General features: G+C 63.2%; 12 protein-coding genes. 3 read left to right on the plus strand and 9 right to left on the minus strand.

What is annotated here, in order from left to right:
- Positions 1 to 14 precede the first annotated feature (14 nt).
- From AC2ETI_RS02345 to AC2ETI_RS02375, 7 genes are all read right to left on the minus strand, one after another.
- Positions 15 to 1,340 carry an alpha/beta hydrolase gene (locus AC2ETI_RS02345; protein WP_483633507.1) on the minus strand — a complete coding sequence of 442 codons (1,326 nt, stop codon included), beginning with the start codon at positions 1,338 to 1,340 and terminating at the stop codon, positions 15 to 17.
- Between the two features lie 55 nt (positions 1,341 to 1,395).
- The gene (locus AC2ETI_RS02350; RefSeq protein ID WP_483633508.1) at positions 1,396 to 2,403 is read right to left on the minus strand and encodes a hypothetical protein; all 1,008 of its coding nucleotides are present in this window, start codon (positions 2,401 to 2,403) and stop codon (positions 1,396 to 1,398) included.
- Positions 2,396 to 3,871, minus strand: a complete 1,476-nt coding sequence (gene hflX / locus AC2ETI_RS02355; RefSeq protein WP_024487621.1) for a GTPase HflX — start codon at positions 3,869 to 3,871, stop codon at positions 2,396 to 2,398. The genes AC2ETI_RS02350 and hflX overlap by 8 nt, the downstream gene beginning before the upstream one ends.
- 75 nt (positions 3,872 to 3,946) lie before the next feature.
- Positions 3,947 to 4,816, minus strand: a complete 870-nt coding sequence (dapF, locus tag AC2ETI_RS02360; protein ID WP_483633509.1) for a diaminopimelate epimerase — start codon at positions 4,814 to 4,816, stop codon at positions 3,947 to 3,949.
- A 32-nt stretch (positions 4,817 to 4,848) separates the two neighbouring features.
- The gene (locus AC2ETI_RS02365; protein ID WP_483633510.1) at positions 4,849 to 5,520 is read right to left on the minus strand and encodes a class F sortase; all 672 of its coding nucleotides are present in this window, start codon (positions 5,518 to 5,520) and stop codon (positions 4,849 to 4,851) included.
- 84 nt (positions 5,521 to 5,604) lie between these two features.
- Positions 5,605 to 6,540 (minus strand): tRNA (adenosine(37)-N6)-dimethylallyltransferase MiaA, encoded by a 936-nt coding sequence (gene miaA / locus AC2ETI_RS02370; protein ID WP_483633511.1) that lies wholly within the window; start codon positions 6,538 to 6,540, stop codon positions 5,605 to 5,607.
- Positions 6,528 to 7,289, minus strand: a complete 762-nt coding sequence (locus AC2ETI_RS02375; RefSeq protein WP_483633512.1) for a class III extradiol dioxygenase subunit B-like domain-containing protein — start codon at positions 7,287 to 7,289, stop codon at positions 6,528 to 6,530. The genes miaA and AC2ETI_RS02375 overlap by 13 nt, the downstream gene beginning before the upstream one ends.
- Positions 7,290 to 7,428: 139 nt before the next feature.
- Between AC2ETI_RS02375 and AC2ETI_RS02380 the strand changes: the two genes are divergently transcribed.
- The gene (locus AC2ETI_RS02380; protein ID WP_019748202.1) at positions 7,429 to 8,814 is read left to right on the plus strand and encodes a DUF349 domain-containing protein; all 1,386 of its coding nucleotides are present in this window, start codon (positions 7,429 to 7,431) and stop codon (positions 8,812 to 8,814) included.
- Between the two features lie 92 nt (positions 8,815 to 8,906).
- On the opposite strand, the gene AC2ETI_RS02385 is transcribed toward AC2ETI_RS02380, so the two are convergent.
- Entirely contained in the window at positions 8,907 to 9,497 is a 591-nt protein-coding gene (locus AC2ETI_RS02385) for an Rv2732c family membrane protein (protein ID WP_020907525.1), read from the minus strand.
- Positions 9,494 to 11,041 (minus strand): tRNA (N6-isopentenyl adenosine(37)-C2)-methylthiotransferase MiaB, encoded by a 1,548-nt coding sequence (gene miaB / locus AC2ETI_RS02390; RefSeq protein WP_020907524.1) that lies wholly within the window; start codon positions 11,039 to 11,041, stop codon positions 9,494 to 9,496. Before miaB ends, AC2ETI_RS02385 begins: the two co-directional genes overlap by 4 nt.
- Positions 11,042 to 11,272: 231 nt before the next feature.
- On the opposite strand from miaB, the gene gluA reads away from it, so the two are divergent.
- Positions 11,273 to 12,001: a glutamate ABC transporter ATP-binding protein GluA gene (gluA, locus tag AC2ETI_RS02395; protein WP_007735175.1), complete on the plus strand. Its 729-nt coding sequence runs from the start codon at positions 11,273 to 11,275 to the stop codon at positions 11,999 to 12,001.
- Between the two features lie 126 nt (positions 12,002 to 12,127).
- A complete protein-coding gene (locus AC2ETI_RS02400; RefSeq protein WP_020907523.1) occupies positions 12,128 to 12,964 on the plus strand; it encodes a glutamate ABC transporter substrate-binding protein in 837 nt (278 codons plus the stop codon).
- The last annotated feature ends 48 nt before the right edge of the window (positions 12,965 to 13,012 follow it).

The following is a 13,012-nucleotide window of genomic DNA, read 5'->3' on the forward strand; positions in this document are numbered from 1 at the left end:
CGGGCCGGACACTCTCACGGAGTCAGTGCGAGTGTCCGGCCCAGCCAGTCCATTTCGAGTTCCAGAGCAGTGCCCCACACATCACCCGAGTGCCCGCCGGGAAGGGTGTAGTAGTCCACGTTCATGTCGGCGGCGCGCGCAGCCTCGAACATGATCTCCTGCTGAGGGCGGTAGATGTCGTCGTCTTCACCCGCGACAAATACACCAGACAACTGCGGATACCGATTCTGCGCCATCAGGTCTCGGGCGTTGACCGCGTCGAAAGCGTCTTCGTCGCCGTTGAACATCGCAGCCACAGTGTCCTCGTGGTCACCGGTCGACGGTTCGTCCTGGCCGGAGAAGTCCAGGAACGACGGGTATCGGTCCGGGAAGTTCACGGCCATTTCGATCGCGCATGTCCCGCCGTACGAAAACCCACCGATAGCCCATTGCGCAGCGTCCGGATTCACTTGAAGGTTCGATTCGATCCAGTTCGGGACGTCCTGGTCCAGATACGTCGCGACGTTGCCGAGCGCCGAATCCATGCAGCCGGGGTTGGCGTCGTAGTCCCCCAACGCGTCGGGCACCACCACCACGGGGGCAAGCCCGGAATGCCTCGATGCATAGGCGTCGACTGTGGTCGCGAGACGGCCACTGTCCAGCCAGTCACTGGGGCTGCCGGGCTCACCCGCCACCAACACCAGGACGGGCAACTCCGCACGTGGATCGGCAAGATAGGCCGGCGGGAGATACAACGTCGCCGGCCTCGCGTCGAAACCCGAGATGTTTCCCGGAATCGACGCTTCCGTCACGACGCCGTTGCTCGGCATCCGCACCGGAACCTCCCAATGAGTTTCGGTGGGAAGTCCCCGCTGTAGCCGAGGTTCGGCCCCGGGGAGTGAATCGAAAGCAACGTGCTCGACCGAGCCGACCGGCCAGTGCCCGACCAGTGATCCGAGCGTGGGGTAAGTGCCGGTCTGGGCATTGACCTGACCCACCGCGACGATCGCGGCCAGACCGGCCAATACCGTCACGGAAAGGCCGCGGGCCAGTCCTGGACGCCGAAGGAGAACAAGCGCCGCGCCGATGACTCCGAATATCGCCAACGCTATCCACACAAAACTCGACAGGGGTAGCTGCGCGGGCAACGGTCGATAACTGAGCCACACGAACATCGCGCCGCCGGCGGACCCGACCACTGACAAGCCCAGTGTGACAAGCACGGCCCGACGCGGCAACCAACGAAGCAAAAGCAGCGCGCCGACGCCGACGAGGACGGAACCAACGAGCAGCGCTGCGGTGATGTGTCCGTGCTCGAGTGAGATACGCGAGAGCCGCGTCAGGAGTTGATGCCCGTGCATTCGTTCCAGTATCCACATCTACCGGCAGTCTGCGAATTCGTGGAATTGGTGGGAATCAGCGGCGTCGTCGAGATCTCACGAACGCCACACCTCCGAGCGCGCATCCTGCCGCGACCAATCCGGCCCACACGAATGTCCATGGATCGACCCCGACGCCGACCGAATCGCCAGACGAGACTGCCGTCGATTCGGTCGCTTCCACGAGCGCGCGCATCACGTGAATCGGCGGCAAAGCTCCACCCGCAGATTCCGATCCGATCAGAACATCGCCCGCGTCGTTGAACGCCACGGCCTCGCCCTGAGGCTCCGTCGGGAGCGGGATCCGCAACGGTTCGGTATCGGTGAGCGTCGCGCCGATTCCGCCGTCCTCGACCTCGTACAGGTACAGATCGGAGTAACTCCGAAGCGCGATCGCCGAACCGTCCGACGACACCGCTCCCCCGGTGAACATCACCGACACGGGCTTCTCCGGTCCGAGAGATACGGCTCCGACGCGCTCGAGCGGCGTCGGGCCGGGTTGCGCCAAGTCACTCAGTTTCTGATCCCCGACGGGTGTGTAGACACTGCTGGAGCCGAACAATTCCTTGGTCACGACAAACACATGGCCGTCAGGGTCGAGCAGAATCGATTCGGTGTCGTGCGCGCCGTCCGGGTACGTGAGGCGGTGCAACGTACCGTCACCGGAATCGAGGTCCATCGTGATGAACGCCACCGTGTCGCGGGTTCGGAGGTTGTCGCCGGTATCCGACAGAACGAGCGTTCGACCACTCACCGCAAGATCTTCGACGTCGTATGGATCGATCGGAACCGGAATCTGTTTCTGGACAACACAGTTCAGGTCCATTTCGAATACGAAGTCGTCACTGCCGCCGTCACCCATCGCGTAGATCCGATCGTCGACGACGACCATCCCCGACAACTCCTGGAGCGCAGGATCGGTAGGTGTACAGAGTGGGGCGAACTCGCTCGGCTCGAACGACGACGCCTGTGCGAGCGCTCCGGGAAGCAGTGCGGTTGCCGTAGTCGCAGCAAGCACCGCGACCACGACCCCGAAACTACGCACTAGGTGCGTACTCCACCAATGCCGAGGCCAACATCTGTGGCACGCGTGCGTGCACCCGCGTTCCCGCCTCTTCGTGAGTCGATTCCAAAATCGTTCCGTCCGAGTGGATTCGAGCCATCAGATCACCGCGCGTGTACGGCACCAGCACGTCGACCTCGACCTCCGGCCGAACCAGCACCTCGCTGAGTTGTGCTCGTAGTTCAGCGATTCCTTCACCGGTCCGCGCCGAGACGAACACGGCACCAGGCAACAGACCACGTAGTTGCGTCAAGGTAACCGGATCTGCCGCGTCGATCTTGTTGACCACGATCAACTCCGGCGGAGCCTTCGAATCCGTCTCGCGCAGAACATCGGTGACGACTTCCCGCACAGCCTTGATCTGTTCTGTCGGCAACGGATCCGAACCGTCGACGACGTGCAGAAGCAGATCCGCGTCGGTCACTTCCTCGAGAGTGGACCGGAATGCCTCGACCAACTGAGTCGGAAGGTGTCGCACGAAGCCGACCGTGTCGGTGAGTACGTACTCGCGGCCGTCGTCGAGTGCGGCGCGGCGAGTTGTCGGGTCCAAGGTGGCGAACAACGCGTTCTCCACGAGCACACCGGATCCGGTGAGCGAATTGAGCAGACTCGATTTGCCCGCGTTCGTGTATCCGACGATGGCGATCGACGGGATGTCACTCTGCAGTCGACGGGTCCGCTTGGTGTCGCGGGCGGCCTTCATGCCCTTGATCTCGCGGCGCAGTTTTGCCATGCGCTCACGAATACGGCGACGGTCCGTCTCGATTTTCGTCTCACCGGGACCACGCAGGCCCACACCTCCGTTACTGCCGGCACGGCCACCGGCCTGGCGCGACATCGACTCGCCCCAACCACGCAGACGCGGGAGCATGTACTCCATCTGAGCGAAAGCCACCTGGGCTTTACCCTCACGAGACGTGGCGTGCTGAGCAAAGATGTCGAGAATCAGAGCCGTCCGGTCGATGACCTTGACCTTGACGATCTTCTCCAGCGCCGTGAGCTGCGCCGGCGTCAGCTCACCGTCGCAGACGACGGTGTCGGCGCCGGTCGCCAGGACTACTTCGCGCAGTTCCTGAGCCTTGCCGGAACCGATGTAGGTGGCAGCGTCGGGTTTGTCGCGGCGCTGAACCAGTCCTTCGAGGACCTCGGAGCCGGCCGTCTCTGCCAGTGCGGCCAGCTCGGTCATGCTCGCCTCGGCCTGCTCGGCAGTTCCCTGCGTCCAGACGCCGACCAGGACAACTCTTTCGAGTCGAAGCTGGCGGTACTCGACTTCGGTGACGTCCTCGAGCTCGGTCGACAGACCGGCCACGCGGCGCAGGGCGCCGCGATCTGCGAGTTGCATCTCACCGGTCGACGGGTTGCCCGATGCGGACGCTGCCGTGTATTCGGCTTGCGCGTACTCGGACTGCTCGTGAGCGGTGGACTCTTCGTTTTCATGTGTGTTCGTCATACAAGATCCATGGTCCCACGAAACCTGGCCACGGTGCATCCGTATTTCCTGCAGGCGTATTTCCCGCGGGCGATATCACACGAGCGATTGCCACCAGACATCGCTGATCGTCCCGTTCGCCACCAGAACCGAGGGCCCCCGCAACGACCCTTCGCCGCCTTCGACGGTGACCTGCACTTCGCCGCCGAGCACGCGCACCAGCACCGAGCCTTCGTCGCGGCTGTCGAACTTCAGCGCCGCGGCCGCAGCTGCGACCGTTCCGGTTCCGCAGGAACGAGTCTCGCCCACACCACGCTCGTGTACGCGCATGTGGACCCGACCGTCGTGGATCGGCGTCACGATCTCGATGTTGACCCCGTGCGGGAAGAACCCGGGATCGAAGCCCGGAGAAACACTCAAATCGAGCGCACTCAAAACTTCTGCCGTCACGTGCTCGTCGACACACGCCAAATGCGGATTGCCGACGTCGATGCCGACGCCGGCGAAGACGCGGCCGTCGATTGTTGCCGAACTGGTGCCGAGGTCCTTGATCGGGCCCATCGCCACGGTCACGTCACCATGTGTGGCGTCGTAGCCGTGCACCACGACCGGACGCGCTCCGGCACGGCTGCCGACCACGAACTCGTCCTTGCTCTCCAAGCCCGAGGCCTTGAGATAGTGGGCGAATACGCGAACTCCGTTTCCGCACATCTCCGCGATGGAGCCGTCGCTGTTGCGGTAGTCCATGAACCAGTCTTCGGCAGCGACGCCATCTGGCAGCGCACCGAGCACGCCCGCGTCCGCAAGTGCGCCTGCCCGGGCGACACGAAGGATGCCGTCGGCGCCGAGGCCACGCTGACGATCACACAACGCTGAAACTCGCGCCGGCTCGAGATCGACCCGAACGTCGAGGTCAGGGAGAACAACGAAGTCGTTCTGCGTGCCGTGGCCCTTACTGAAATCCATGGTCGCCATCCTATCCGGACCTACCGACCGACTCACGCAGGTGACGCGGTGACCACGACGTTCTGTTCGTACGTGAATCCGGACGGCAACGAGGGGTCGGGCACGGTTGCGCCGCCGCAGGTCACGAGGACCAGCCTGGGCGCACCCGTTTCGGAAAAGAACTCGGCCGGCAAAGCCACCTTTTCGTACAGCTTCAGGCTCGCTGCGTGATAGGTGAACATCGTTCCGGTGTCGTCGCTCACGTAGATCGGTGTTCCGGGCTTCATCTGGTGCAGCGCCCACAAGGCGCCGTGCGTGCGATCACCGTCGTCGACGTGGCCGGCAACAAGATTGGTGCCCTCCGAAGATCCGAAATGCACGCCGTTGGTGAAATGCGAAACCTTGTCAGGATGCGGAAGGATCATTCCGCGGTTGGCGCCGAACCCACTGGTCACGATGTCGGCTCGCACATCCAGATCGGGAATCGCAAGCGTGTTCGGCGGCAGATCCGTTGGCGCAGGCGCCCAACTCGCCCCTGGATCGGTTGGGGCTCCCACGTCGAAGGGTGCTTCGGGAACAGGTGCGCTGATGGGCTTCCCGGCCGCACTCACCGCAAAATAGACGAGCACCCCGCCGACCGCGAGAAATGTGACGAGCAGTAGGAGAAGCGGCAGCCGACCCGCGCGTCGGCCTCTCGGTCGCGCGTGTGTCCCGGTCTGCGCCATGTTCGTTGTCCTCCAGTCCGTCGATCGCGAAACGAATGGATCGCGATCGAGCTAACTGTAAGATAGCTGATCGGCGCGATCGTGTTACAGGCCGCGATATGCAAGGGCAGCGAAGGCCGAGCGAGCCAGCTCCGGATCGGCACCGTCGAGCCAGTGCACGCGTGCGTCACGACGGAACCATGATCGTTGGCGGCGAACGTAGCGCCGCGTCCCGATGAACGTCCGTTCGAGTGCTTCGGCCAGATCGTATTCACCGTCGAAATGTGCGAGCACCTGTGCGTAGCCGATGGCTCGCGGCGCTGTGACGCCCTCACGCAATCCTTGCTCGACGAGTACGGCGACTTCGTCGACAAGTCCGCCTGAAAACATCAGCTCGGTTCGCAACCGAATCCGTGTGTCGAGTTCTTCCGTATCCCGATCCACGCCGAGAATGCGGGTTCCCCAACGAGGGTCACCGATCTGCGGAGCTGAGGCCGCGAACGGCAGACCTGTCAGCTCGACGACCTCGAGCGCCCGAACCATCCGCCGGCCGTCCGTCGGCAGTATCGACGCCGCCGCTACCGGATCAGCAGCAACAAGCGCCGTATGCACCGCACCGACCCCACCGTCGGCCAGCACTGCCTCCCACTTCGCACGAACTTCGGGATCCGTTGCCGGAAAGGACCATTCGTCGAGTAGGGACTGGACGTACATCATGGATCCGCCGACGATCACCGGAACCTTGCCCGCCGCGATCAGATTCTCGGCGATCGCGATCGCGTCGCTTTGATAACGCGCGACGGTGGCGGTCTCCTTCACGTCGAGAACGTCGAGCAGGTGATGCGGAATCCCGCGACGCTCGGCCGGCGTCAGTTTGGCGGTCCCGATATCCATGCCGCGATAGAGCTGCATCGCGTCGATGTTGATGATCTCACCGCCGAATTCCTCGGCCAGTGCCAACGCGAGATCGGACTTTCCCGACGCGGTCGGACCGACAACTGCGATCGGGCGAAGTTCTTCAGGGATGTTCACGGCCGCCACGTCCCGACGTGGTAAGCGACGCCGAACGGCGCATCGCTGTAGTCGACCACCGAACGTGTCGTGGTTGACCGAGACGAGTCCATGAAGACACCGGCCAGGACCTGCCACGCCGCGCGTCCCTGGGCTCCGACACTCCGGCAGAGCTGCGGATCGAGAGCAAGAAGCGCCTCCGGGTCACCGGCGGTCAGGGCATCGTCGATGGCTGATTGCACGCCAGCGGCGCGCTCGTCGAAGCTTCCGGGCGCCTTGGCCGTCAGCGTGGACGCACCGTCAGCCACGATCAGAAGCCCTTGCGGTCGGTTGTCGCTGTCGAGTTGCTTGCGCAGCTGCTGCCCGAATTCACGACATTCATTCGCCGACGCCTCTGCACTGACGACGTGCATGTCGACAGTGATCTCCACGTCCGCTCGGGCACGCAGCCAGCCGGCAACAAGGGCGCACAGTTCGAGAGACGGCATCGGTTCACCTGCCGCATCCGCGTCCAGGGACGTCCGGACATCGGCGCCGAATCCCGCGAAAGTACCGATCTGCCCACGTCCGACGCCCGATCGCCAGAGTTCGCCTGCTGCATTCTCGGGTTCTGCATTCTCGGGGCCGACACCGACGCCCACCCAGTGAACTGCCTCGTGAGAGAGCCGGCGCACGGCGGCTATCGCTGTAGCGCGCACCTGAGCGGACTCGGCCGAATCACCGGACAATTCCGGCACGAGTAACGGCGCCGAGGGGACGAGAACAGCGGAAGTCAACACAGTTGCCACGCTAGTCGACCCCGAGGTGGCGACCTCACACCCTCTTACCTGATTCAATAGTCGGAGAACGTGAGTACCGGGTTCAATGGAACCAGGAATGCGATCAGGCAGCCGTGACGCGCGGCAGAGACGAGGACCGATGACCGAGAACAGTGAACCCACCACCGGCGCCGACAGCAGTTCGGCCAGCCCGAGCCCGGCAGCACCCAAACCCGGTGCTCCCAAACCTGGTGGACCACGCCCCGGTGCGCCCCGCCCCGGAGCACCTCGCCCCGGCCCGGCAGCCTCGCATGCCGTCACCGCCGCGCCGGCCAGCGACCCGAGCAAGTTCGGCCGCGTCGAGGAAGACGGAACCGCCTGGGTGAAGACCGCTGACGGTGAACGCCAGATCGGTTCGTGGCAGGCCGGCGACGCCACCGAGGGCCTCGCCCATTTCGGTCGTCGCTACGACGACCTCGCGACCGAGGTCTCACTACTCGAGGCTCGTCTGACGTCGGGCGCCGGAGACGCCAAGAAGACCAAGGCTGCCGCCATCGCTCTGTCCGAATCCCTCTCCACCGCTGCCGTGATCGGTGACCTCGACGCTCTGGCCCGCCGACTCGACGTGATCGTTGCCGGGTCCGACGAGGCCGCAGCGCACGCGAAGGAAGAGAAGGAACAGTCTCGCGCCGCGAGCACCGCCCGCAAGGAGGCCCTCGCAGTCGAGGCCGAACAGATCGGTTCGGAGTCGACCCAGTGGAAGACCGCGGGTGATCGACTGCGCGAGATTCTCGACGAGTGGAAGACGATTCGCGGAATCGACCGCAAGGTCGACGACGCACTGTGGAAGCGGTACTCCAAGGCTCGCGAGTCCTTCAACCGACGGCGTGGAGCGCATTTCGCCGAACTCGATCGTGATCGTGCGAGCGCCCGTTCGACGAAGGAAGAACTGGTCGAGCGCGCCGAGAAGCTGTCGACCTCCACTGAATGGGGACAGACCGCTGGAGAATTCCGCGATCTGCTCAGCGAGTGGAAGGCTGCCGGCCGCGCACCGCGCGAGGCCGACGACAACCTGTGGAAGCGCTTCAAGGGCGCTCAGGACGTGTTCTTCGCCGCACGCAACGCTGCTGCATCCGAGCGCGACGCCGAATTCGAGCAGAACGCAGTCGCGAAGGAAGAGCTGCTCGCTGCGAACGCGAACATCGATCCGGCACACGGACTCGAGAACGCTCGTGCAGCGCTGCGCGACCTGCAGGAGAAGTGGGACGCGATCGGCAAGGTGCCGCGCGACCGGATGCAGGAACTCGAAGCGAAGCTCCGGGCCATCGAAACCAAGGTGCGCGACGCCGTCGACGCCGAGTGGCGTCGTACCGATCCGGAAGCACTTGCCCGGGTCGCGCAGTTCAAGGAGCGGGTCAGCCAGTTCGAGGAGCAGGCCGCCAAGGCTCAGGCTGCCGGCAAGACGAAGGACGCCGAGAAGGCTCTCGCTCAGGCAAAGCAGTGGCGTGAGTGGGCCGAAGCAGCCGAGAGCGCTGTCAGCGAGTAGCAGACGACAAACGAGTACGACTACAACGCCGGCTGACTCCGAAAGGAGTCAGCCGGCGTTGTAGTGCGCTATTGGCTAAGAGAACTTCCGTGTCAGCCGACGTTCCATTCCTGATGCTTCTCGGCTTCAGCCGCAGCGATCCGGCGTTGCTCCTCGGCGGCGAGCTGAATGTTGGTTCGCGTCCAGACCACCTTGAGCCAATGGAACGTCAAGAACACGACGGCAAACCATCCGATGACCAGCCCGATCGACGGTCCTGCCACGTTGAATCCGGCGGGAATGGTCTGACGTGACCAGACGGCCATCATTCCCAGCGCACTCGCCACGGCACTACCGGCCAGCGCGACCCACGCCAGACTCCAGCGCCGCGTCACGAGTGCGAGCATCGAGAATCCGATGCCGAAGATGACAACGAACCACACGAACAAGCGTGAGAACAGTGCAATCCGTTCACTTTCGGCGTCCTGGTTGTACGCGAGCACATCCCAGCCGTTCGCCACTCCCGCATGGGGCAGTGCAAGGGTGCCGACCAGCACGAGCACCGCAACCGCGACAACCATGGCGCGCGCACCCGGATCGATTTCTCCCGCGACCTTGCGTTCCGCGTCGTCGAGGTCCTTGCGGTAGCCCTCGAAGGCGTCGTCGCCCGGCTGAGGTGTCTTGTTCTCGTGTTGCGAGGTCATGCGTTGCATCCCATCTGGACGGGTTGTGGGGCTGGGGCACCGATCTTCGGTAGTCCGAGACCTACGCCGATGGGCGGGGTCTTGGGTGTGATGCCCTTTTCGAACGAATCACCGGCGCGGGTCCGACGGTGCGTGAGCACTCCGTCATCTGCCACGAGGTGATGGGGGGCTCCGTGGGTGACGACGACCGTCACCACGTCGCCGGGTCGGATTGTGCCGTCGAGGTTTCCCTCGGGTCGGAAATGCACCAGGCGGCCGTCTCGCGCGCGACCGCTGAGACGGTGAGTCGCTGCGTTCTTGCGGCCCTCACCCGCAGCCACCAGCAGTTCTACCTCGGTGCCGACGAGTTTGCGATTTTCCTCGATGTTCACTTCTTCCTGAACCGCGAGCAATCGCATGTAGCGTTCCTGGACAACCTCTTTGGGGAGTTGATCGGCCATCTCCGCCGCCGGCGTGCCCGGGCGCTTGGAGTACTGGAAGGTGTAGGCGTTGGAGAATCGCGCCTTACGCACGACGTCCAGCGTCTCCTGGAAATCCTCTTCCGTCTCCCCCGGGAACCCGACGATGATGTCCGTGGTGATGGCGGCGTGCGGCATTGCGGCGCGCACCTTCTCGATGATCCCGAGGTACTTCGACTTGCGGTATGAGCGCTTCATCGCCTTGAGAACCTTGTCCGAACCGGACTGCAACGGCATGTGCAGTTGCGGGCAGACGTTGGGAGTGGTTGCCATAGCTTCGATGACGTCATCGGTGAACTCTGCCGGGTGCGGCGATGTGAACCTGACCCGTTCGAGGCCGTCGATGTGTCCACATGCCTTCAAGAGGGAAGCGAAGGCTCCGCGATCGCGCGGTTGTTCCGGATCGGCGAACGACACGCCGTAGGCGTTGACGTTCTGTCCGAGCAGGGTCACTTCCGAGACACCCTCGTCGACGAGTGCCTGCACCTCGGCCAGAATGTCGCCGGGACGTCGATCCACTTCCTTGCCACGCAAAGCTGGAACGATGCAGAACGTGCACGTGTTGTTACAGCCCACCGAGATGGAAACCCAACCCGCGTAGGCGGATTCGCGCTTGGCGGGCAGTGTCGACGGAAATGCCTCCAGCGCGTCGAGGATTTCGACTTCGGCGCGCTGATTGTGGCGCGCACGGTCGAGCAGCGCGGGAAGCGAGCCGATGTTGTGAGTGCCGAAGACGACATCGACGAACGGCGCCTTCTTGACGACGGTGTCACGATCCTTCTGCGCCAGGCACCCACCGACCGCGATCTGCATGTCGGGGTTCGCCTCCTTGTTCGGGGCGAGCTGGCTGAGGTTGCCGTACAACTTGTTGTCCGCGTTCTCGCGGACCGCACACGTATTGAAGACGACAAGATCAGGATCGGTTCCGGTCTCCGCCTTCGAATACCCGGCGTCCTCGAGCAGACCGGACAGTCGCTCGGAATCGTGGACGTTCATCTGACAGCCGTACGTCCGCACCTCGTAGGTGCGAACAGGCGTAGCAGTTGCCTCCGGAACTGCAGTCGGCTCCGGAAGTGCAGGGGACATTTCGTCGATCAGTGACACGCTTCAGCCTAGCTCACGTCCACTACGACGTGTAATAACGCCCTGATAAACAGCCGAAACGCGACATAAACGTCGTCACAGTAAAATTTCCATTACATATGGCAAGAACCATGGCGAAATCACGGGCGTCGACGCAAACTACGCCTAAGGTTCTCGTTTATGACCCAAGCCGACGATGCGACGACGCCGACCACCTCCGGCGATTCCACATCCATGATTTCGATGACCTCGGTGAACAAACACTTCGGGGAACTTCACGTCCTGCAAGAGGTCAATCTCGAGGTACCCAAGGGCCAAGTGGTGATCGTCCTCGGTCCGTCGGGCTCCGGTAAGTCGACTCTGTGCCGCACCATCAATCGCCTCGAACCCATCGACTCCGGCACCATCGCCGTCGACGGAAAGACGCTCCCCGAAGAGGGCAAAGCACTTGCCGCACTTCGTGCCGACGTCGGGATGGTCTTTCAGTCTTTCAACCTGTTCGCGCACAAGACGATCCTCGAGAACGTCATGCTCGCACCGATGAAGGTCCGCAAGGCAAAAAAGGACGAAGCCAAGAAGACCGCGCAGGCGTTGCTCGAACGTGTCGGTATCGCCAATCAGGCCGACAAGTACCCGGCGCAGCTTTCCGGCGGTCAGCAACAGCGTGTCGCCATTGCTCGCGCTCTTGCGATGCAGCCGAAGGTGATGTTGTTCGACGAGCCCACCTCCGCTCTCGACCCCGAGATGGTCAACGAAGTCCTCGACGTCATGACCTCCCTCGCGAAGGAAGGCATGACCATGCTCGTGGTCACGCACGAGATGGGCTTCGCGCGCAAAGCCGGCGATCGTGTGCTGTTCATGGCTGACGGCCAGGTCGTCGAAGACACCACGCCCGAAGAGTTCTTCACCCATCCCAAGTCGGATCGGGCCAAGGACTTCCTCGGCAAGATCCTCACGCACTGATTACAGTCTCCCCTCCGACAGTCCTGTCCTCGTCCACAAGACAACTTGCTCGACTGCACCGTTCACCTCGGCTGCACCGTTCATCTCGACTGCACTGTTCGTGTGTCGACAACTGAGAGGATCTTCATGAAGATCAATCGTTCCGTCCGTTTCGGAATCGGAATCATGGCCATTGCGTTCGCTGCCACGGCCTGTGGCGGCGGCGAGGAGAACAAGTCGATCACCGAGAGCGCTTCCGACGGCACTCTCACCGTCGGCATCAAGTTCGATCAGCCCGGCCTCGGTCAGCGCAACCCTGACGGCACCTTCTCCGGCTTCGACGTCGAGGTAGCCCGTTACATCGCAAACGAACTCGGCGTGAAGCCCGAAGGCATCACCTTCAAGGAATCTCCGTCAGCCCAGCGCGAGACCCTGATCCAGAACGGCGAGGTCGACTACATCGTCGCGACATACTCGATCACCGACACGCGCAAGGAAAAGGTCAGCTTCGGCGGCCCGTACTTCATCGCAGGCCAGTCGCTGCTCGTTCGCTCCGACAACACCGACATCACCGGCCCCGATTCCCTGACCGGCGGCAAGAAGCTCTGCTCGGTGTCGGGTTCGACTCCGGCGCAGAACATCCAGGACAACTACGCAAAGGACGTCCAGCTCCAGCCGCTCGACACCTACTCCGCTTGTGTCGAGGCTCTGCGCAACGGCGCTGTCGACGCTGTCACCACCGACGACATCATCCTCGCCGGCTACGCCGCCCAGTACCCGGGCGAGCTGAAGGTCGTCGGAGAACCGTTCACGACCGAAAAGTACGGTGTCGGCCTGGCCAAGGACGATTCCGAGGGTCGCGGCAAGATCAACGATGCCATCGAGAAGATGATCTCCACCGGCGCGTGGGAAGAAGCCTTCAACAACACCGTTGGTGCTTCGGGCTACCCCATCCCGGCCCCGCCCACCGTTGATCGTTACTGACCTGCTTTTTTCACCGTCAATCGCGCTGCGGCTCCCCACTTCGGGAGC

The organism is Rhodococcus sp. MurmanLake-1, assembly GCF_056945715.1.